Consider the following 20,621-nt stretch of genomic DNA (forward strand, 5'->3'; position numbering starts at 1 on the left):
AACGCCCGCCTAAACGGGCCATCGCGTTTATGGACAAAGCAACTAAACCCCGTCGCGGTCTGGACATCCGCGCGTCAATCGTGTGAACCGGCGCGCGAGCATGAGGACATCCGCGATGACCACCACCCGTTTCGCCCCGTCGCCCACGGGCTACCTGCATATCGGCAACCTGCGCGCCGCGCTGTTCAACTGGCTGATCGCGCGCAAGGCGGGCGGCACCTTCGTCCTGCGCATCGACGACACCGATCCCGAGCGGTCGAAGGAAAGCTATGTCGACGCGATCCGCGAAGACCTCGAATGGCTGGGCCTGACCTGGGACCGGATGGAGCGGCAGTCTCAGCGGCTCGACCGCTACGAGGCCGCCGCCGATCGCCTGCGCGAGATGGGCCGCTTCTACGAGGCGTTCGAAACGCCGACCGAACTGGACCTCAAGCGCAAGAAGCAGCTCAACATGGGCAAGCCGCCGGTCTATGACCGCGCCGCGCTGGCGCTGAGCGATGCCGAGCGTGACGCGCTGCGGGGCGAACGCGGACAGGGCGTCTGGCGCTTCAAGCTCGACCGGGAGCGGATCGAGTGGGTGGACGGCATCATGGGGCCGATCTCCATCGACGCGGCGTCGGTGTCGGACCCGGTGCTGATCCGGCAGGACGGGCAGTTCCTTTACACGCTGGCCTCGGTCGTCGACGATATCGAGATGGGCGTGACCCATGTCGTGCGCGGATCGGACCACGTGACCAACACCGCGACCCAGATCCAGATGATCGAGGCGCTGGGCGGGCAGGTACCGCAATTCGCGCACCACTCGCTGCTGACCGGCCCGCAGGGCGAGGCGCTGTCGAAGCGGCTGGGCACGCTCAGTCTGCGCGACCTGCGCGCCCGCGGGGTCGAGCCGATGGCGATCCTGAGCCACATGGCGCGGCTGGGGTCGAGCGACCCGATCGAGCTGCGCGCCAGCCACGACGAGCTGATCGAGGGGTTCGAGATCGGGCATTTCGGCACCGCACCCACCAAGTTCGACGAGGCCGACCTCGACCCGCTGAGTGCGCGGCATCTTGGCGGTCTGGCACTGGCGGACGTGGCGGGTGACCTCGACGCGGCGGGCGTGCCGGCGGACAGGCAGGCGCAGGTCTGGGACGTGATCCGCGAGAACCTGCACACGCGGGCCGACATCGCGCGGTGGTGGCGGATCATGCAGGAGGGCGCGGACCCGGTGATCGACGCCGAGGATGCCGATTTCGTGGCCGAGGCGATGGCCCTGCTGCCCGAACCGCCGTTCACCGACGCGACGTGGTCGGAATGGACCGGCGCGGTCAAGGCGCAGACGGGCCGCAAGGGGCGCGGATTGTTCATGCCGCTGCGCAAGGCCCTGACCGGTCAGGCGCATGGGCCCGACATGGGTGCGCTGATGCCGCTTCTGTCCAAGGTTCGCGCAAAAGCCTGACCTTGCATGCGCGTCCGGCGCAGGTCGGATGATATCATCCGACCTGCCTGACCACCGTGCTGGTCATGTGGCGCGATCTGTGCGTAGCCTTTCGCCAGCGAAAGGGGCGCGCCATGGCGGAACAGGCCAAGTTTCTCGAAGGATCGCTGTTGCGGCACGTGACGGTGATGTCGCTGACGGCCTCGGTCGGGTTGATGGCGATCTTCGTGGTCGATTTCGTCGACATGATCTTCATCGGGATGCTGGGTCAGCCGGCGCTCGCCGCCGCGGTCGGGTATGCCGGCGCGATCCTGTTCTTCACCACGTCTTTCGCGATCGGCATGGCGATTGCCGCCGGGGCGCTGGTGGCGCGTGCGCTGGGCGCGGGGGACGCGGAACGCGCGCGGACGGTGGCGACGAACGCGCTCGTCTACGGCGCGCTGGTCGGCGTGGTCTTTGCCGTCGCGGTCTGGCTGAACCTTGCGCCCCTCGTGCGGCTGCTCGGAGCGTCGGGAGAGACCGAAACGCTGGCGGTGTCCTACCTTGCGATCATCGTGCCGACGCTGCCGATCCTGATGGCGGCCATGGTGGGCGGTGCGATCCTGCGGGCGCATGGCGACGCACGTCGCGCCATGATGGCGACGATCTGGGGCGGGGTGGTCAATGCCGCGCTCGACCCGATCTTCATCTTCGCTCTCGGGCTGGGACTGAACGGGGCGGCGCTGGCCTCGGTCGCGGCGCGGATCACGATCGCGGTGATGTCGCTGCGTCCGGTCGTGCAGGTCTATGACGGGATCGCCCCGGTCCGGACGGGGCCGCTGATCCGCGATGCAAGCCCGGTCTTCGCCATCGCGCTGCCCGCGATCCTGACACAGCTCGCAACGCCGGTGGGGCAGGCATACGTGACGCGGGCGATGGCGGAATTCGGCGAACAGGCGGTTGCGGGCATGGCCGTGGTCGGGCGCCTGACGCCGGTGGCCTTCGGGGTGATATTCGCCCTGTCCGGCGCGGTCGGCCCCATCATCGGGCAGAACGCGGGCGCGGGGCTGACGGGCCGGGTGCGCACCGCGTTCCGGGACGCGCTTATCTTCACCGCGATCGTCGTGGTGATCGTCTCAAGCCTTCTGTTCCTGCTGCGCGCGCCGATCGCGGCGCTGTTCGCGCTGGAGGGAGAGGCGCTGGCGCTGGTCTACCTGTTCTGCGGCCCGCTGGCGCTGGTGTTCTTCTTTAATGGCGGCCTGTTCGTCGCCAATGCCGCGTTCAACAACCTCCAGCATCCCTATTACTCGACATGGCTGAACTGGGGGCGGCACACGCTGGGCACGATACCCTTCGTGATGCTGGGCGCATGGGCACTGGGTGCGCCGGGCGTGCTGATCGGGCAGGCGGCTGGGGGCGTGATCTTCGGCACGGTCGCCTTGCTGCTGGCGCTGCGCGTGATCGCCAGCGAACCGGGCAGCCCCGGCCCGTCGCCGTTCCAGCGTATGGCTCGGCACCTGTCGCTGTTTCACTCCAGACCGCATTGACCGGCCTGCCCGCCGATATGCCCGACGCCGTCGCACGAGCCTTTGCCCGGTTCGAACCGGCTGACCGCAGCGCGCTTTTGGCGATCCGCCGGGTGATCTTCGAAGAGGCGTCACTGATCCCCGAACTGGGCGGAGTGACGGAAACGCTCAAATGGGGAGAGCCGTCCTACGCGCCGGTTGTGCCGCGCACCGGGTCGCCGATCCGGCTGGGCCTGGCGAAGGCGGGCGGCGTCGCGGTTTTCGCCCACTGCCAGACATCGCTGATCGCGGATTTCCGGCACCTCATGGGTGCGCGGTTTGCCTATGACGGGTCACGCGCGGTCCTTGCGGGGCAGGGAGCGCACATTCCGGACGATCTGCGCCCGCTGATCCGCGCGGCGCTCACCTATCACAAGCCGTCCCTGCGCGGTCAGACGCGGATGCGGGCGACCCCCAGCCGGTCAAGCTGAGCATCCACAAGGGCCTGCGTGTCCGGCGTGTGGGCTTGGTGGCGCGGGTAGCGCGGTGCCGCGCGGTCGTCGAGAACCGGCACGTCCCAGCCCGTCGTCGTGTCGAAGAAGCGCAGCGCGCTGTCCACGCCGCCCCGGTCGGCAAAGCCCTGGATGACCACGTCGAGATAGCTGAGAAGGATCGGCCGGGTCGCGTCCTGCGCGGGGGCGAGGCCGGGCGTGGTATAGATCGCTACCGGGCCGATGAGGCCAAGATCACCCGCGACCTCGGCCCGGACATACCCGCTTTCCCGTTCGTCCAGTGCCCGCCAGTCGCCGCCGGGCACGGCGCAGACAAGGCCGCCGATGGCGACGCCGGGCGCGGGCCGTGCGCTCAGGAACGTCACGCTCCGGTCCGGCGTCTGCACCCAGACGCGCTCCCACCCCGCCGCCTCGGCATCGCCGGTGACGGGGTAGTCGTGGGTGCGGGTGTTGACGAGGCTTCCGAAGCCGAAAAAGCGCGGGTTGGTCATGCCGCCCGTGATCGCAGGCCGCGCGGCCTATCGCAAGCGGGCGGGATTGCCAAACGGTCGCGCCACCCCTAATGCGGCGGCATGCAACACAGGATGAGCTACCCCCAGCACGCGCGCGCGGTGCTTGTGCTTGGCCTGCCGCTGGTCGGCGGGCACCTTGCGCAATTCGCGGTCCAGTTGGTCGATACGATCATGCTGGGCTGGTACGCCGTCGAGGCGCTGGCGGCGCAGGTCCTCGCCGGATCGCTCTACTTCGTGCTCTTCATCGTGGGCTCGGGCTTTGCCTGGGCGGTGGTGCCGATGGTCGCCTCGGCCCATGCGCAGGAGGACGAGGTGCAGGTCCGGCGGGTGACGCGCATGGGGCTCTGGATCTCGGTCCTGTTCGGGGTGGCGTGCCTGCCGGTCTTCTGGTTCTCGGCCCCTGTCCTGCGGGCGCTGGGGCAGGAAGAGGCGCTGGCCCGGCTTGGCCAGGACTACCTGCGCGTGATGGGGTTCGCGATCCTGCCGCATCTCGTGATCATGGTCATGAAAAGCTACCTGTCGGCGCTGGAGCGCACACAGATCGTTCTGTGGCTGTCGGTGGGCGGTGCGCTGCTGAACGGGGTGTTGAACTGGATCCTGATCTTCGGCCGCTGGGGCGCGCCGGAGCTGGGAATCGCCGGGGCGGGGTGGGCATCGCTGATCACGGCGATTGCAACCGTCGCCGCCGTCACCGTCTATGCCGCGCGCATCCTGCCCGAACATGCGCTTTTCCAGCGCATCTGGCGCCCGGATCCGGAGGCGTTCTGGCGTGTCGTCCGACTGGGCCTGCCCATCGGCGGCACGAGCCTTGCCGAAACCGGGCTGTTCGCGGCCTCGGCCCTGATGGTCGGCTGGCTGGGCACGGTGCCGCTGGCCGCGCATGGCATCGCGCTGCAGGTCGCCAGTGCCACCTTCATGATCCATCTCGGGCTGGCCAACGCCGCGACGATCCGGGTGGGCAATGCGCATGGGCGCAACGACACGCCGCACCTGGCGCGCGGCGCGGTGACGGTGCTGGTGATCTCGGGCATTGTCGCCACGCTCACCATCGCGCTGTTCGTACTGGTGCCACGCCCGATCCTGTCGCTGTTCCTCGACCCGGCAGAGCCCGACCGGCTGGCCATCCTCGCGCTGGGCGTGGGGCTGATGGCGATGGCGGGGCTGTTCCAGCTTGCCGATGGCGGGCAGGTGGTGGCGCTGGGCCTGTTGCGCGGGGTGCAGGACACGCGGATGCCGATGGTCATTGCCGCGATCAGCTACTGGGGGATCGGTATGCCCGCCTCTTACCTGCTCGGCTTCACGTTCGGCTTCGGGGCCATGGGCGTCTGGGCGGGGCTGGTCGTGGGGCTGATGGCGGCGGCCATCCTGCTGCTGATGCGGTTCCGCTGGATGCTGGCGCGGCTTTAGGCGCTGTCATTTCAGCCGGTCGGCCTTCTTGCGGACCAGCACCGTGCGCAGGTCATGCATCGCCAGCAGAAGGGCATCGGTGACCTCGTCCAGCTGGTCGGGCGTGGCGCGGGACTGCGCCCAGTGCGCCGTGGTGTTGAGGTAGTCGATCGCGCGGTGGATGTCGTCGATGTCGCGCAGGGCCAGCAAGGCCTGCCGCTTGTGCATCCAGGCGGTGATCTCGTCCATGTCGCGCTGCGACAGCCGGGTCTGGCCGTGCGGCTTGATCTCGGACTTGTTGAGGTTGACGACCGCGATCTGGTCAAGCTCGATCCGGCGCTGCCGGTTCTCGGTATCGACGCGGAACACGAAGGCGCCGTTTTCGCGGATGCGGAAATAGTATTCGGGCAGTTCTGCCATGCCGGTTCCTCAACCTGATCCTTGCGCCGACCCTAGTGTCTTCTGCGTCCGGGAGGAATTGCCGATTTGCCGCGCGGCGTCAGGCGGCGGGTTCCGGCGCGGGGCCGGGCGCGACCCGCAGGCGGCGCGGCGCGACGGCGACGCTGACCTTGCGTGCCACGTCCCGTGATACCGCGGCCTCGAATGCGAGGCGCAGGCGCGGCTTCTGGCGCAGCGCGTCAAGGTCGGCGCGGTCCCAGCTGACGAGCTCGGTGCCTTCCGGCACGGTGGCCGACGCCGCCGCCGGCTGGTCGAGGACATAGCTCACCTCGCCGAAGAACCAGCCTTCGGGCATGTTGAACCGCTCGCCCTCCTTGTCGACGACGGCATGGCCGGACACCAGGAACACAACGCGCGGCGCGGGCACGCCAAGGGTCGCGATGGCCTCTTGCGTGTCGGTCACGTAGCGTTTGCCGCGCGCCATGATCGCGCGGAAATCGCCGGGCGGCACGTGCGAGAAATGGGTGCGGTACAGGTCCTGGTGCGCCCGCGGTACCGCGTATTTCGAACGCTGCCACAGCAGGCTGAACAGGCCGAACAGGTTCGCCGCCCCCATCGCCAGCGACATGTAGATCGCGCCCCATAACGGCTGGTCGGCGGCGGTGGCGTAGTAGAGGATGTAAAGCACGGTGCCGACCGTCACCCAGAGCCGCAGCACGACCTGGTTGATGATCACGTATCCCAGCACGAAACTGAGCCCCGCAAGGTAGACGAGCAATTCGGTTTCGACGATCCAGTCCCACATGACGCGCTCCCGCCCGGTTACGAAAACGGACGCTGGCACGGCAAGCCGCTTGCTGCCAAGGAAAAATGTTGGTCGCGGGCCGCGGTGACGCGGTTCAGCCCAGCCCGTCGCAGAAGGTGTGGATGCGTGTGCAGGCCTCGCGCAGATCGGCCTCGGACGCGGCATAGCTCACGCGGAAGGCGGGCGACGTGCCGAAGGCCGCGCCGTGCACGACGGCGACGCCGGTCTCGTTTAGCAGGGCGGTGGCGAAATCCTCGTCCGTGTCGATGCGCGTGCCGCCGGCCGAAGTCTTGCCGATGCAGTCGGCGATCGAGGGATAGACATAGAACGCGCCTTCCGGCACCGGGCAGGCGATGCCGGGGCAGGCATTCAGCGCCTCGACGACCATGTCGCGCCGCGCCTCGAACATCCGGGCATTGGGGGCAAGGAAATCCTGCGGCCCGGTCAGGGCCTCCACCGCCGCCCACTGGCTGATCGAGCAGGGGTTCGACGTGGTCTGCGACTGCACGGCGCGCATCGCCTTGATCAGCTCTGCGGGCCCGCCCGCATAACCGATCCGCCAGCCGGTCATGGCATAGGCCTTGCTGACCCCGTTGGTGGTGAGCGTCCGGTCGTACAGGCCGGGTTCCACCTCTGCCGGCGTGCAGAACTTGAAATCCCCGAAGGCAAGGTGTTCGTACATGTCGTCCGACAGGATCCAGACCTGCGGATGCCGCATCAGCACGTCGGTCAACTCCTTCAACTCGGCGCGGGAATAGCCCGCGCCCGTCGGGTTCGACGGGGAGTTGAAGATGAACCAATTGGTGCGCGGCGTGATCGCGGCTTCAAGCTGGTCGGCGGTCAGCTTGTAGGCGGTTTGTACCGATGTCTCGGCGATGACCGGCTCGCCACCCGCCAGCAACACCATGTCGGGATAGCTCGTCCAGAAGGGTGCCGGGATCACCACCTCGTCGCCCGCGTTCAGCGTGGCTTTCAGCGCGTTGAACAGGATCTGCTTGCCGCCCGACCCGACGCTGATCTGCGAGCGGTCGTAATCGAGCCCGTTGTCGCGTTTGAACTTGGCCGCGATCGCGTCCTTCAACTCGGGGATGCCGTCGGGCGGCGTGTACCGCGTGCGGCCCGTCTCGATCGCCGCGATCCCGGCCTCCCGGATATGTGCGGGCGTGTCGAAATCGGGCTCGCCCGCGCCGAGCGAGATGATGTCACGCCCTTCGGCCTTCAATTCGGCGGCGCGCGTTGTCACCGCGATGGTGGGCGAGGGCTTTACGCGGCGCAATGTCGCGGACAGGAAGGACATGGTCGTGCCTTGCGTTGATGGCTGCTAGAGGCCTGCATAAAGTTGCGCGCATAAGCCCGCAATCAATAGATCGAAGGAATGCCCTCCATGACCGAACAGGATTTCGACTGGTACGGACCGGATGCCGCCACCTTCGGCGATCGCGTGTCCGGCGCGCGCCAGGCCGTGGGCATGACGCAGGAAGACCTCGCCGCGCGACTGGGCATCAAGCTCAAGACGCTGCAGGGCTGGGAAAACGACCTGTCCGAACCCCGCGCCAACCGGCTGTCGATGCTGTCGGGCGTGCTGAACGTGTCGATCTCGTGGCTGCTGACCGGGGAGGGCGAGGGGCTGGACGCGCCCGACGTCGCGGTCTCCCCGGATCCCGAAATGACCGATATCCTTGCGGAAATGCGGGAGATGAAGGCGCAGATGCTGCGCACGGCAGAGCGTATCGGCCGGCTGGAAAAACGCCTGCGATCCGCCGCGCCCGGCCAGCCTGTATGACGGAACCTCGGGACATCCGCCTCAAGCGGCTCGCCATGCGGTCGATGCGCCGGGGGATCAAGGAAATGGACGTGATCCTGTCGGGTTACGCCGCCGCGCGCCTGCCCGGCATGTCCGATCCCGCGCTGGACACCTATGACGGCCTGTTGAGCGAGAATGACCACGATCTTTATGCCTGGGTCTGCGGCACGGCGACGCCGCCGGCGCCGCTGGCCGACCTGATCGCGGACATCCGCGACTGGATTTCCGTTAACCAACGGACTTAGTTCGCTTTTTATCCGAACTCCGCGCGTTTTAACCGATTATTGGCGTTTGCCTTGTTAGGTGCCTGTCAACGGCAGCTTTGGGCGGAGACACATTAGATGAGCATGAACAATCCGATAATGATCGGGAGCCAGCAGGGGTTCATGGCAGGTTATCTTGAGGCATTGGCGCTGGTCGAGCGGCTGCACCGCCTCCTTCTCGACGTCATCAAGGACGAGTTCGAGAGGGTGGGGGTGCTTGAAATCAACGCGGTCCAGGCGCTTTTGCTGTTCAACATCGGCGATAACGAGGTCACGGCAGGCGAGTTGAAGACGCGCGGCTATTACCAGGGCTCGAACGTCAGCTACAATCTCAAGAAACTCGTGGAGATGGGCTACATGCACCACCAGCGGTGCGAGATCGACCGCCGGTCGGTCCGCGTGCGCCTGACCGAAAAGGGGCGCGGCATCCGCAACACCGTGGCCCACCTGTTCGAACGCCATGCAGACGGGCTGGAAACGCGCAACATCCTCGGCGAGCAGTCGATGGACGATATCACCGGCGCGCTGCGGCGGATGGAGCGGTACTGGACTGACCAGATTCGCTATATCTACTGATCCCGCGCCGCCCCTGCGCCGGATCATCGGCAAGGCAACTTTGAAAACCCGGTGTGACGCCCCGTAACGCACCGGTTCGAACGTCCCGTCACGCTTGCGTCTGCGACAATTCGGCCCCATCCTCCGCCCACCACTCAAAGAACAGCCCGAATGGGCGACCCCCGGGGAGGACACCATGACCTTTGCGTCTTACGCGGATCGCGACGCGATCGAGAATGAAATGCCGTGGGCGGACCGCGACCTGCCGGTGACATTGTGGGGCCTGCTGTCGCGCACGGCCGCCAAGCACGGCTCGCGACCCGCCGTGTCGTACCAGATCTTTTCCGGTCCCAAGGACAAGGCGGAGACTCTGTCGTGGACGCAACTGCGCGAAAAGACCGCGCAGACAGCGAACCTGTTCCGCAGCCTCGGCATCGGCCCGAACGACGTGGTGGCCTACCTGCTGCCCAACGCGAACGAGACCGTCCTGACCCTTCTGGGCGGCTGCGTGGCCGGGATCGCCAACCCGATCAACCCGCTGCTCGACGCCGAACAGATCGGTGCGATCCTGCGCGAGACGAACGCCAAGGTGCTGGTCACGCTCAAGGGCTTCCCGAAAACCGACGTGCCGCAGAAGGCTGCCGAAGCGGTCGCGCTGGCGCCCAACGTGAAGACGGTTCTCGAAGTTGACCTCAACCGCTACCTGACCCCGCCGAAATCCTGGATCGTGCCGCTGATCCGGCCCAAGGTCGCCGTCACGCACAACGCCAAGGTTCTGGATTTCACGACCGAGGTGAACAAGCAGCCCAAGGAGCTTGCCTTCGAGGACGTGCAGGAAGACCGGGTCGCCGCCTATTTCCACACGGGTGGAACCACGGGCATGCCCAAGGTCGCGCAGCACAAGTATTCCGGCATCATCTACAACGGATGGCTGGGCGATGTGCTGCTGTTCTCGGAAGAGGACAACGTCATCTGCCCGCTTCCGCTGTTCCACGTCTTTGCCTGCCACGTGATCCTGATGGCCTGTATCGCGTCGGGTGCCCACGTGGTCTTCCCCACGCCGCAGGGCTATCGCGGCGATGGCGTGTTCGACAATTTCTGGAAGCTGATCGAGCGCTGGCAGATCACCTTCATCATCACGGTGCCCACCGCGATCTCGGCCCTGATGCAGCGCCCGGTCGATGCCGATGTCTCGTCGGTCAAGACGGCCTTCTCGGGCTCGGCCCCGCTGCCGCTCGAACTTTTCAAGCGGTTCGAGAAGGCGACCGGCGTGACCATCGTCGAAGGCTATGGCCTGACCGAGTCGACCTGCCTGGTGTCCTGCAACCCGGTCGATGGCGAGAAGAAGGTCGGCTCGATCGGCATTCCCTTCCCGTATTGCGACGTCAAGATCGTGAAGGGATCACCCGAAGGACCGGTCGAATGCGCGGTCGATGAAATCGGCGAGATCTGCGTTTCAAACCCCGGCGTTTTCGCGGGCAACACCTATACCGAGGCCGACAAGAACAAGGACCTCTACTACTGGGACAAGTACCTGCGCACCGGTGACCTCGGCCGCATGGACGCGGACCGCTACCTGTGGATCACCGGCCGTGCCAAGGACCTGATCATTCGCGGCGGTCACAACATCGACCCGGCCGAGATCGAAGAGGCGCTGTTGGGGCACGAGGCGGTGGCCTTTGCCGGGGCGATCGGTCAACCCGACGCGCATTCGGGCGAAATCCCCTGCGCCTTCGTCGAGCTCGTGGGGGGTGCCGATGTGACGCCGGACGAGCTGCTTTCGTACTGCAAGTCGAAGGTGCACGAGCGCGCGGCCCAGCCCAAGCATCTGGAAATCCTTGATGAATTGCCCAAGACGGCGGTTGGCAAGGTGTTCAAGCCGGACCTGCGCAAATCCGCGATCACCCGCGTCTATAACGAGGCGCTGTCCTCTGCCGGGGTGGACGCCAAGGTCGTCTCGGTCATCGACGACAAGAAACGCGGCCTCGTGGCACAGGTCGAAGGCAGCGCCGATGACGACGCGGTCACTGACGTGCTGGGCAGCTTCACCCGGCCGTGGGAGCGCGCGGCCTGAGGTCAGGGCGTGGTCGGCTGGCAAGCAGCCGACCTACATCAGACAGACCCACTGTAGGTCGGCTGCTCGTCAGCCGACCTCATTTCTTGGGGGGTGCGCCGCCTTCGAAGGAATTGCCGTTCACGTAGTCGCACGGATCGTCCTGCATTTGCAGGTGCAGTCCGTTGCCGTCGAACGGATGGGCGCGGGCAAGTGCCTCGTCCACCTCTATGCCAAGGCCCGGCGCGTCCGACAGTGAGACGTGCCCGTTCTCGACCTTGATCGTTCCCTTGATCAGCGCGTCATGGAACGGCGTTTCGATCGTCTCCGCGATCAAAAGGTTGGGCGTCGCCGTCGCGAGGTGCAGGTTCGCCGCCCATTCCACCGGCCCGGCATAAAGATGCGGGGCCATCTGCGCGTTGTGGACTTCGGCGAGCGCCGCGATCTTCTTGCCTTCCCAGATGCCTCCCGATCGGCCAAGCGCCGGCTGCAGGATGGCGACGCCCGCGTTCAGGGCCGCAGCGAACTCGGCCTTGGTGGTCATCCGCTCGCCGGTCGCCACGGGGATCCGCACCGCCTCGGCCACCTTGCGGAACTCGGCGATGTTGTCGGGCGGGATCGGTTCCTCGTACCAGAGCGGCAGGTAGGGTTCGAGAGCCTGCCCCAGCCGGATCGCGCCCGAGGTGTTGAACTGGCCATGGGTGCCGAACAGCAGGTCCGCCCGGTCGCCCACCGCCTCGCGGATGGCACGGCAGAAGGCCACCGACATCGAGATATCAGACATCGCCGGCTGGTGCCCGCCGCGCATCGTGTAGGGACCCGCGGGATCGAACTTGACCGCGGTATAGCCCGCCTCGACCATCGCGACGGCGCATTCCGCGGCCATCTCGGGCGAGGTCCAGAAGTCGGAGACCTCGTGGGACGGCAGGGGATAGAGGTAGGTGTAAAGCCGCACGCGGTCCCACATCCGGCCCCCGATCAGCGCCCAGACGGGCCGGTCCCGCGCCTTGCCGAGGATGTCCCAGCACGCGATTTCAAGCCCCGAAAAGGCCCCCATCACCGTCAGGTCGGGCCGCTGGGTGAAACCCGACGAATAGACCCGCCGGAACAGGCGTTCGACATTTTCCGGGTTTTCGCCTTCGAAATAGCGGTCGAACACGTCCCGGATGACGGCCTCCATCGCGACCGGACCGACGGTCGAGGCGTAACATTCGCCCCATCCCGTGATCCCGCAGGCGGTGGTGACCTTCACGAGGATCCAGTACCGCCCGCCCCAGCCCGGCGCGGGTGGGGCCGTCACGATCACGTCGAGGTCGGCAAGTTTCATGGGTCGTCCCCCGGTCTCAATGGCGCGGCACCGTCAGGCGGAGGTGTCGAACACGATCACGTTGCGCTTGGCGCCGCCGGACTTGGTGTCGGCAATCGCCTCGTTGATCTGGTCCAGCCGCCAGCGGTTCGACACCAGCTCGTCCAGCTTCAGCCGCCCCTGTTCATACAAGTCCACCATCCACGGGATGTCACGCTGGATCACCACGTCGCCCATCTTGGACCCGGTCATGCCCTGTCCAAGCGCGGCGAGCACGACCGGTTCATAGGTCGACATCGCGCCGGAATGGGGCATCCCGACCATGATGACGCGACCGCCATTGCCAAGGTAGCGCGGGGCCTGGTCATAGGCGGGGATGGCGCCCACCGTCACGATCACCACGTCCGCGCCGCGCCCCAGCGCCTTCATCGCCGCGCGCCACGGCTTGTCCTCGGTCGCCAGCACGCCGTCGGTCGCACCGAAGTCGCGGGCGATGGCCAGTTTCTCCTCTGTCATGTCGACGGCCACGATGCGGCGGGCGCCGGCGATGCGCGCGCCCTGGATCGCGTTCAGCCCGACCCCGCCCGCGCCGATCACCACCACGTCTTCGCCCGCGCGCAGCTTGGCCGCGTTCACGACCGAGCCGACGCCGGTGATGACGCCGCAGGCCAGAAGGCTTGCCGCCGCCATGTCGACGCCTTCGGGCAAACGAACGACCTGCGACTGGTCCACCACGACCTTCTCGGCGAAAGCGCCGCAATTCATCGCCTGGACCAGCGCCGTGCCATCCGTCGTGGTGAGTGGCGAGGCCCCGGCCGGGCTCTCGCAGCCCACGGGCCGGCCGCTGGCACAGGGCGCACAACTGCCGCAGGCGCGGATCAGGGTCACGACCACCGGATCACCCTTGGACAGGCCCTTCACGTCGGGGCCGAGGGCCGTGACACGCCCGGCGGCCTCGTGACCATAGACCGCCGGCAGGTCACCGCCCCATCCGCCGTCGGCATAGGAGATGTCGGAATGGCAGATGGCGCAGGCGTCCAGCGTCACCTCGATCTCGCGCCCCTCGGGTGCGCGCAGGTCCACGGTCTCGACGGTGAGGGGGGCGCCGAACTCCCGGCAGAGGGCTGCTTTGATCTTGGTCATGTCACGCGCTTTGTTGCAGGTCCGTTCGGATGACCTTCAAAAAGCCGGCGGGGGAGAGCAAGCCCAATAGCGACGCAATGTCAAAAAACGACACCGGGTGACGTTCGGGCACGAAGAAACGCGCCCGACGCGGTCACCTGTCTGCCCAGGAATCGAGCCAGTGTTCGAGCCAGTGAATGTTGTAGTCGCCGGAATGGATGTCGGCCTCTTCCAGCAGCGCGTGGAACAGCGGCACGGTGGTGTCGATCCCGTCGATGATCAGCTCACCCAGCGCACGGTTGAGCCGTGCCAGCGCCTCGGGCCGGTCGCGGCCATGCACGATCAGCTTGCCGATCAGTGAATCGTAGTAGGGCGGGATCGAGTACCCGTCATAGATCGCCGAATCCATCCGCACGCCCAGCCCGCCGGGCGCGTGGTATTGCGAGATGCGGCCGGGCGACGGCGTGAAGGAGGGCAATTTTTCCGCGTTCAGGCGCACTTCGATGGCGTGGCCGTTGATCTGCAAATCGTCCTTGCTGAACGACAGGGGCAGGCCTGCCGCGACGCGGATCTGTTCGCGCACGAGGTCCACGCCGAAAATAGCCTCGGTCACCGGGTGTTCGACCTGCAGGCGGGTGTTCATCTCGATGAAATAGAACTCGCCCTTTTCGTACAGGAATTCGATCGTGCCGGCGCCGGCATAGTTGATGTCGGCCACGGCCTTGGCGCAGACGGCGCCGATCTCGGCCCGTTCTTCGGGGCTGATGGCGGGGCCGGGGGCTTCTTCGAACACCTTCTGGTGGCGGCGCTGGAGCGAACAGTCGCGCTCGCCCAGGTGCACGGCGTTGCCCTTGCCGTCACCGAAGACCTGGATCTCGATGTGGCGGGGCGTGGTGAGGTATTTCTCGATATAACATTCGTCGTTGCCGAAGGCGGCCTTGGCCTCGGACCGGGCCGAGGAAAAGGCGATCTCCATGTCGGCGGCGTTCTGCGCGACCTTCATGCCGCGCCCGCCGCCGCCGGCGGTGGCCTTGACGATGACCGGGTAGCCGAATTCCTCGCCGATGGCACGAGCCGCGGCAAGATCGGGCACGCCACCGTCTGATCCGGGCACGCAGGGCACGCCAAGCGCCTTCATCGTGTCCTTGGCGGTGATCTTGTCGCCCATGATGTTGATGTGGTCGGCGGTCGGGCCGATGAAGGTCAGCCCGTGATCCTGCACGATCTGCACGAAACGCGCGTTTTCCGACAGGAAACCGTATCCGGGATGGATCGCCTGTGCTCCGGTGATCTCGCAGGCCGAGATGATGGCTGGCATGTGCAGGTAGGATTGCGTGCCGGGGGCGGGGCCGATGCAGATCGCCTCGTCCGCCATGCGCACGTGCATCGCGTCGGCGTCAGCGGTGGAGTGGACGGCGACACTGGCGATGCCCATCTCGCGGCAGGCGCGGATGACGCGCAGCGCGATCTCGCCTCGGTTGGCGATCAGGATCTTGTCGAACATCTTAAGCGATCACCATCAGCGGCGCGCCGAATTCCACGGGTGCCCCGTCTTCGACGAGGATGCGCTGCACGGTGCCGGAATGGGGCGCCGGGATCTGGTTCATGGTTTTCATCGCCTCGACGATGAGGATCGTGTCGCCTTCGGACACCTTGTCACCGACCTTGACGAAGGGCGGGTTGCCCGGTTCCGCCTGCAGGTAGACCGTGCCTACCATCGGCGAGGTCACCGCGCCGGGCAGGTCCGCCGGGTCGTCCGACGAGGCCGCAGGCGCCGGGGCAGAGGCAGCCGCAGGTGCGGCGGGCGCCGCCGGGGCCGCCGCCGCGACAGGGGCCGAGGTGACCGTTTGCACGACCGCGCCACCGCGCGCGACGCGCACCGAAAGGCTGTCATTGTCGCCGAATTCGCGATCCACCTCGATCTCTGTCAGATCGTTATCGCGCAGAACCCGCGCGAGCGCTTCGATGAAGGCGACGTCCGCATCTTGCCGTTTCTGGGCCATTCCGTTCCTCGTGCCTGTCCCGCCCGTACGTTGCGGGCGCTGACGGGCCTTATAGGGGAAGGCGCATCCGAGGAAAAGAGAGAGGTAGGCCGAATGATTTTCATTCGGCGGCGGGTCGGCTGACAAGCAGCCGACCTACAATCGTGTCGTCCCGTGTAGGTCGGATGCTTGACATCCGAGCCCGCTGACGCCCTAGCGGTTCATCCGGTTCTCGATCAGCTCGTCCACCACCGACGGATCGGCAAGGGTCGAGGTGTCGCCAAGCGCGCCGTAATCGTTCTCGGCGATCTTGCGCAGGATGCGGCGCATGATCTTGCCCGACCGCGTCTTGGGCAGGCCAGGCGCCCACTGGATCAGGTCGGGTTTGGCGATGGGGCCGATCTCCTTGCGGACCCAGTTCGAAAGCTCAGTGCGCAATTCGTCGGTGTATTCCTGCCCGGCCATCAGCGTGACATAGGCATAGATGCCTTGTCCCTTGATCTCGTGCGGGTAGCCGACCACGGCGCTTTCGGCGACGGCGGGGTGGGCGACGAGGGCGGATTCGACCTCCGCCGTGCCCATCCGGTGGCCCGAGACGTTGATCACGTCATCAACGCGGCCGGTGATCCACCAGTCGCCATCCTCGTCGCGTTTGCAGCCGTCACCGGCGAAGTAATAGCCCTTGTAGTCCGAGAAATAGGTTTTCATGAACCGCTCGTGATCGCCCCAGACGGTGCGCATCTGGCTGGGCCAGCTGTCCTTGATGCAAAGGACGCCCTCGCACGGGTAGGTGGTGATCTCCTCTCCCGATTGCGGCTCCAGCACGACGGGTTGCACCCCGAAGAACGGCTTCATCGCCGATCCGGGCTTGGCCGCGTGGGCGCCGGGCAGGGGGGTCATCATGTGGCCACCCGTTTCCGTCTGCCACCACGTGTCCACGATCGGGCAGCGCGATCCGCCGACGACCTTGTAGTACCATTCCCACGCCTCGGGGTTGATGGGCTCCCCCACCGTGCCGAGGATGCGGAGCGAGGACAGGTCGCACTTGGTGACATAGTTGTCACCTTGCCCCATCAGCGCACGGAGCGCGGTGGGGGCGGTGTAGAACTGGTTGACCTTGTGCTCTTCACAGACCTGCCAGAAGCGCGAGGCGTCGGGGTAGGTCGGCACGCCTTCGAACATCAGCGTGGTCGCGCCGTTGGCGAGCGGGCCGTAGACGATATAGCTGTGGCCGGTGACCCAGCCCACGTCGGCGGTGCACCAGAAGACGTCGCCGTCCTTGTAATCGAACACGTACTGGTGGGTCATCGAGGCATAGACGATGTAACCGCCTGTCGTGTGCACCACGCCCTTGGGCGCGCCGGTGGAGCCCGAGGTGTAGAGGATGAAGAGCGGGTCTTCGGCGTTCATCTCTTCGGGCGGGCACTCGTCGGACACTTGCGCCTCCGCCTCGTGCAACCAGACGTCGCGCCCCTCGACCATCGGGATGTCGCCGCCGGTGCGCTTGACGACCAGCATCTTGGTGTCGCCGGTCACGGATTCGAACGCCTTGTCGGCATTGGTTTTCAGCGGCGTGTTGCGCCCGCCGCGCGGCGCCTCGTCGGCGGTTACCACGACCTTGGCGTCACAGCCGTTCACCCGCGCGGCCAGCGCGTCGGGGGAGAAGCCGCCGAAGACGACCGAGTGGATCGCGCCGATGCGGGCGCAGGCGAGCATGGCATAGGCCGCCTGCGGGATCATCGGCATGTAAAGGACAACCCGGTCACCCTTGGTGACGCCCATGTCCTTGAGGACGTTGGCCATCTTGCAGACATGCGCGTGCAGTTGCTGGTAGGTGATGTGCTGCGCCTCGGCCGTCGGATCGTCGGGTTCCCAGATGATCGCCGTCTGCGTGCCGCGCGTGGCGAGGTGCCGGTCGATGCAGTTGGCGGCGATGTTCAGGGTGCCGTCCTCGAACCACTTGATCGACACGTCGCCGAAATCGAAGCGCGTGTTCTTGACCTTGGTGAAGGGCTTGATCCAGTCGATGCGCTTGCCGTGTTCGGCCCAGAAGGCATCGGGGTCCGCGACCGAGGCCGCGTACATCTCGTTATACTTGGCCTCGTCGGCATGGGCGTTGGCGGCAAGTTCGGCGGGTGGGGCGTAGGCGTTCGACATGACGGTCCCTTGGGTCGTTTTCAGTCAAAGGGTGAGGCGCGGCCCCGGACAGGTCCGGGGCGACGCGAAAGATTTGAATGGGTGTCCGAAGCGGCCAAGAAGGCCGCGGGGACGGTCAGATGGCGAGGTACTCGGCGCGCAGTTCGGCGTTGTCGAGCACTTCCTGTGCCGAGCCATCGAACACGATCCCGCCAGTGTCGAGGATCACCGAGCGGTCGGCAAGGTTCAGCGCGCGCACGGCGTTCTGCTCCACGAGGATCGTCGTGATCCCCTGGTCCTTGATGACCGCCAGCGTCTTCTCGATCTCGTCCACGATCACCGGGGCCAGCCCTTCATAGGGCTCGTCGAGCAGCAGCACCTTGATGTCGCGGCACAGGGCGCGCGCGATGGACAGCATCTGCTGTTCGCCGCCCGACAGCGTCACGCCTTCCTGCCGGCGGCGTTCGCCGAGGCGCGGGAACAGGTCATAGACCCGTTCGATCGACCAGCCGATGGGCGGGGCGATCTGCGCCAGCTGCAGGTTCTCCTCCACGGTGAGGCCGGGGATGATGCGGCGGTCTTCGGGGACGAACCCGATGCCCGCCGCCGCGGCTTCGTGGCTGCGCATCTTGTGCAGCGGCTGGTGATCCAGCCAGACCTCGCCATGCTTCAGTTCGGGATTGTCGAGCCGCGCGATGGCGCGCAGGGTCGATGTCTTGCCCGCGCCGTTGCGGCCCAGCAGGGCAAGGATTTCGCCCTCGTGCACGTTGAACGAGATGTTCTGCACGATGTAGCTTTCGCCGTAGTAGGCTTCGAGCCCCCAGACCGAAAGATAGGCCGGTTCGTTGTGGGGTACGCGGGCAGCTTGTGCGTTCATTGTCCCGTCTCTCCTTATGCCGCGACCTGGGTTTCGCCCAGATACGCTTCGCGCACCTTGGGGTGGCCCTTGATGTTGTCCGGCGTGTCTTCGACCAGCGGAGTGCCTTGCGCCAGCACCGTGATGCGCTGCGCGAGCGAGAAGACGACGTGCATGTCGTGTTCGATGATCGCGATGGTGATGTCGCGCGTGTCGCTGATCTCTTTCAGCAGGTCGATCGTGTTGTTGGTGTCGGCCCGCGCCATGCCCGCCGTCGGTTCGTCCAGCAGCAGCAGGCGCGGTTCCTGTGCGAGACACATGCCGATTTCCAACCGGCGCTTGTCACCCCGGCTGAGCGCCGCGGCGTGCTCCTCGCGCTTGTCGATCATGTTCATGTCGATCAGCATCTGCTCGGCCCGGTCCTGCACGTCGCGTTGCGACGCGACGGACCCGTACGCGTTCAGTTCGAAGGACCCGTCACGCTTGGCGAAGCAGGGGATCAGCATGTTTTCCATCACGCTCAGATCGCCGAAGATCTCGGGCGTCTGGAACACGCGGCTGACGCCCATCTGGTTGATCTCGTGCGGCTTGCGACCCAGAAGCGACTGGCCCTCGAACAGCACCGAACCGGTATCGGGGATCAGCTTGCCGACGAAGCAGTTGAGCAGCGTGGACTTGCCGGCACCGTTGGGGCCGATGATGGCGTGAACCGAGTTTTCCTTGACCGAGAGGTTCACGTTCGAGAGCGCCTGCAGCCCGCCGAAGCGTTTGCCGACATCCTTGACTTCGAGAATACCCATTGTCCCGGCTCCTTATTCTGCGGCGTTGCGTTGCTTGGCGGCGTCGGGTTCCAGACCCAGCCCCTTGCGGTCACGGCGGCGGAACACGCGTGCGCCCCGCTTGCCCAGTTCGACCAGCCCGCCGGGCAGGAAGATGATGACCAGCATGAAGATGACGCCCGTGGTGATGTGCCACTGCTTGCCCACGAACATGTTGACCGTGTAGATCAGCACGCTGTCGAGCCCGTCCGGCGCCCAGGCGAACCAACCCTCGATCACGCCCTTGTTGATCTTGGACAGGATGTTTTCCATGTATTTCAGCAGGCCGGCGCCTAGGACCGGGCCGATCAGGGTGCCGGCGCCGCCGAGGATGGTCATGATGACGACCTCGCCCGATGCGGTCCAGAACATCCGTTCCGGGCCCACCTGAGTGTCCATCGCGACGAGCAGGCCACCGGCGAGCCCGGCATACATGCCCGAGATCACGAAGACGGCCAGCGTGTAGGGTTTGGAGTTCAGGCCGGTATAGTTGACCCGTTGCTGGTTCGACTTGATCGCGCGCAGCATCATGCCGAAGGGCGAGCGGAAGATGCGGATCGACAGGTAGAACGCGATCAGCATCACGACCGCAGCGACGTAGTAGCCGGCATTGAAGGTGAAGACCCAGCCTCCGATGGACAGTTCCGTGGACGACGACATCTCCAGCCCGAACAGCCCCGCTCGCGGCGTCACGCCGTCCGCAAGCGCGGGATCCAGCAGGCGCGGATCGTTGGGTTTGGGCTGCAGGCCGGTTTCACCGCCGGTGATCGGCGTCAGCACCGAGTATGCCAGCGCGTAGGACATCTGCGCGAAGGCCAGCGTCAGGATCGAGAAGTAGATGCCCGACCGCCGCAGCGAGATGAAGCCCACGACCACCGCGAACAGGCCCGCGATCACGATCGACATGATGATGGCCGGGATGACGTTCATCGTCAGCAGCTTCATCATCCAGATCGCGGCGTAGGAGCCCACGCCCAGGAAGGCCGCGTGGCCGAAGGACAGGTACCCCGTCAGGCCGAACAGCAGGTTGAAGCCCATGGCGAAGATCCCGAAGATCACGAAGCGCTGCATCAGGTCGGGGTAGCCCGCGTTGAATTGCGCCAGTGCCGATCCCTCGGGGAAGGGGTTCAGGAGGAAGGGGGCCAGCATCGTCATGATGGCGACGATGATGAGCAGGTTGGTGTCTTTCTTGTTCAATCCGAGCATGG

At 66.1% G+C, this 20,621-nt stretch carries 20 protein-coding genes; 8 read left to right on the forward strand and 12 right to left on the reverse strand.

Going from position 1 to position 20,621, the window contains the following annotated elements; all coding sequences use genetic code 11:
* Positions 1-115: 115 nt before the first annotated feature.
* The 3 genes from gltX to ATO11_RS06390 all read left to right on the forward strand — a co-directional run bounded on the left by gltX (position 116) and on the right by ATO11_RS06390 (position 3,395).
* Entirely contained in the window at positions 116-1,441 is a 1,326-nt protein-coding gene (gene gltX / locus ATO11_RS06380) for a glutamate--tRNA ligase (RefSeq protein WP_050529978.1), read from the forward strand.
* A 113-nt stretch (positions 1,442-1,554) separates the two neighbouring features.
* On the forward strand, positions 1,555-2,946 hold the full coding sequence (locus ATO11_RS06385; RefSeq protein WP_050529979.1) for an MATE family efflux transporter: 1,392 nt from the start codon (positions 1,555-1,557) through the stop codon (positions 2,944-2,946).
* Positions 2,947-2,963: 17 nt separating this feature from the next.
* A complete protein-coding gene (locus tag ATO11_RS06390) occupies positions 2,964-3,395 on the forward strand; it encodes a DUF1801 domain-containing protein (protein ID WP_134643073.1) in 432 nt (143 codons plus the stop codon).
* Here the strand turns inward: ATO11_RS06390 and ATO11_RS06395 are convergent.
* Positions 3,356-3,907, reverse strand: a complete 552-nt coding sequence (locus ATO11_RS06395; RefSeq protein ID WP_050529981.1) for a gamma-glutamylcyclotransferase family protein — start codon at positions 3,905-3,907, stop codon at positions 3,356-3,358. The two genes, ATO11_RS06390 and ATO11_RS06395, sit on opposite strands and share 40 nt — an antisense overlap.
* Before the next feature lie 81 nt (positions 3,908-3,988).
* Here ATO11_RS06395 and ATO11_RS06400 point away from each other — a divergent pair, with 81 nt between their 5' ends.
* The gene (locus tag ATO11_RS06400; protein WP_050529982.1) at positions 3,989-5,335 is read left to right on the forward strand and encodes an MATE family efflux transporter; all 1,347 of its coding nucleotides are present in this window, start codon (positions 3,989-3,991) and stop codon (positions 5,333-5,335) included.
* A 6-nt stretch (positions 5,336-5,341) separates the two neighbouring features.
* Here ATO11_RS06400 and ATO11_RS06405 read toward each other — a convergent pair whose 3' ends face one another.
* The 3 genes from ATO11_RS06405 to ATO11_RS06415 all read right to left on the reverse strand — a co-directional run bounded on the left by ATO11_RS06405 (position 5,342) and on the right by ATO11_RS06415 (position 7,815).
* Positions 5,342-5,734 (reverse strand): hypothetical protein, encoded by a 393-nt coding sequence (locus ATO11_RS06405; protein WP_050529983.1) that lies wholly within the window; start codon positions 5,732-5,734, stop codon positions 5,342-5,344.
* A gap of 79 nt (positions 5,735-5,813) precedes the next feature.
* Positions 5,814-6,518: a cyclic nucleotide-binding domain-containing protein gene (locus ATO11_RS06410; RefSeq protein WP_050529984.1), complete on the reverse strand. Its 705-nt coding sequence runs from the start codon at positions 6,516-6,518 to the stop codon at positions 5,814-5,816.
* A gap of 94 nt (positions 6,519-6,612) precedes the next feature.
* Positions 6,613-7,815 (reverse strand): pyridoxal phosphate-dependent aminotransferase, encoded by a 1,203-nt coding sequence (locus tag ATO11_RS06415; protein ID WP_050529985.1) that lies wholly within the window; start codon positions 7,813-7,815, stop codon positions 6,613-6,615.
* An 87-nt stretch (positions 7,816-7,902) separates the two neighbouring features.
* On the opposite strand from ATO11_RS06415, the gene ATO11_RS06420 reads away from it, so the two are divergent.
* From ATO11_RS06420 to ATO11_RS06435, 4 genes are all read left to right on the forward strand, one after another.
* Positions 7,903-8,301, forward strand: coding sequence for a helix-turn-helix domain-containing protein (locus tag ATO11_RS06420; RefSeq protein ID WP_050530069.1), 399 nt, complete (start codon positions 7,903-7,905; stop codon positions 8,299-8,301).
* On the forward strand, positions 8,298-8,567 hold the full coding sequence (locus ATO11_RS06425; RefSeq protein ID WP_050529986.1) for an FAD assembly factor SdhE: 270 nt from the start codon (positions 8,298-8,300) through the stop codon (positions 8,565-8,567). Before ATO11_RS06420 ends, ATO11_RS06425 begins: the two co-directional genes overlap by 4 nt.
* Before the next feature lie 96 nt (positions 8,568-8,663).
* A complete protein-coding gene (locus ATO11_RS06430; protein ID WP_050529987.1) occupies positions 8,664-9,161 on the forward strand; it encodes a MarR family winged helix-turn-helix transcriptional regulator in 498 nt (165 codons plus the stop codon).
* Between the two features lie 175 nt (positions 9,162-9,336).
* A complete protein-coding gene (locus ATO11_RS06435; protein WP_050529988.1) occupies positions 9,337-11,214 on the forward strand; it encodes an acyl-CoA synthetase in 1,878 nt (625 codons plus the stop codon).
* 79 nt (positions 11,215-11,293) lie between these two features.
* Here the strand turns inward: ATO11_RS06435 and ATO11_RS06440 are convergent, their stop codons facing one another.
* From ATO11_RS06440 to ATO11_RS06475, 8 genes are all read right to left on the reverse strand, one after another.
* The gene (locus tag ATO11_RS06440) at positions 11,294-12,520 is read right to left on the reverse strand and encodes a mandelate racemase/muconate lactonizing enzyme family protein (protein WP_050529989.1); all 1,227 of its coding nucleotides are present in this window, start codon (positions 12,518-12,520) and stop codon (positions 11,294-11,296) included.
* A 33-nt stretch (positions 12,521-12,553) separates the two neighbouring features.
* Positions 12,554-13,642 carry a Zn-dependent alcohol dehydrogenase gene (locus tag ATO11_RS06445; RefSeq protein ID WP_050529990.1) on the reverse strand — a complete coding sequence of 363 codons (1,089 nt, stop codon included), beginning with the start codon at positions 13,640-13,642 and terminating at the stop codon, positions 12,554-12,556.
* A gap of 133 nt (positions 13,643-13,775) precedes the next feature.
* A complete protein-coding gene (accC, locus tag ATO11_RS06450; protein ID WP_050529991.1) occupies positions 13,776-15,125 on the reverse strand; it encodes an acetyl-CoA carboxylase biotin carboxylase subunit in 1,350 nt (449 codons plus the stop codon).
* Between the two features lies 1 nt (position 15,126).
* Positions 15,127-15,624, reverse strand: a complete 498-nt coding sequence (gene accB / locus ATO11_RS06455) for an acetyl-CoA carboxylase biotin carboxyl carrier protein (RefSeq protein WP_050529992.1) — start codon at positions 15,622-15,624, stop codon at positions 15,127-15,129.
* A gap of 192 nt (positions 15,625-15,816) precedes the next feature.
* Positions 15,817-17,760, reverse strand: a complete 1,944-nt coding sequence (gene acs, locus ATO11_RS06460; protein WP_050529993.1) for an acetate--CoA ligase — start codon at positions 17,758-17,760, stop codon at positions 15,817-15,819.
* Between the two features lie 115 nt (positions 17,761-17,875).
* Positions 17,876-18,616, reverse strand: coding sequence for an ABC transporter ATP-binding protein (locus ATO11_RS06465; protein ID WP_050529994.1), 741 nt, complete (start codon positions 18,614-18,616; stop codon positions 17,876-17,878).
* Positions 18,617-18,630: 14 nt separating this feature from the next.
* Positions 18,631-19,395 carry an ABC transporter ATP-binding protein gene (locus tag ATO11_RS06470; RefSeq protein ID WP_050529995.1) on the reverse strand — a complete coding sequence of 255 codons (765 nt, stop codon included), beginning with the start codon at positions 19,393-19,395 and terminating at the stop codon, positions 18,631-18,633.
* Positions 19,396-19,407: 12 nt separating this feature from the next.
* The gene (locus ATO11_RS06475) at positions 19,408-20,619 is read right to left on the reverse strand and encodes a branched-chain amino acid ABC transporter permease (RefSeq protein ID WP_050529996.1); all 1,212 of its coding nucleotides are present in this window, start codon (positions 20,617-20,619) and stop codon (positions 19,408-19,410) included.
* Positions 20,620-20,621 lie beyond the last annotated feature (2 nt).

It is taken from the genome of Pseudaestuariivita atlantica (assembly GCF_001205715.1).
In the GTDB taxonomy this organism is placed as follows: domain Bacteria; phylum Pseudomonadota; class Alphaproteobacteria; order Rhodobacterales; family Rhodobacteraceae; genus Pseudaestuariivita; species Pseudaestuariivita atlantica.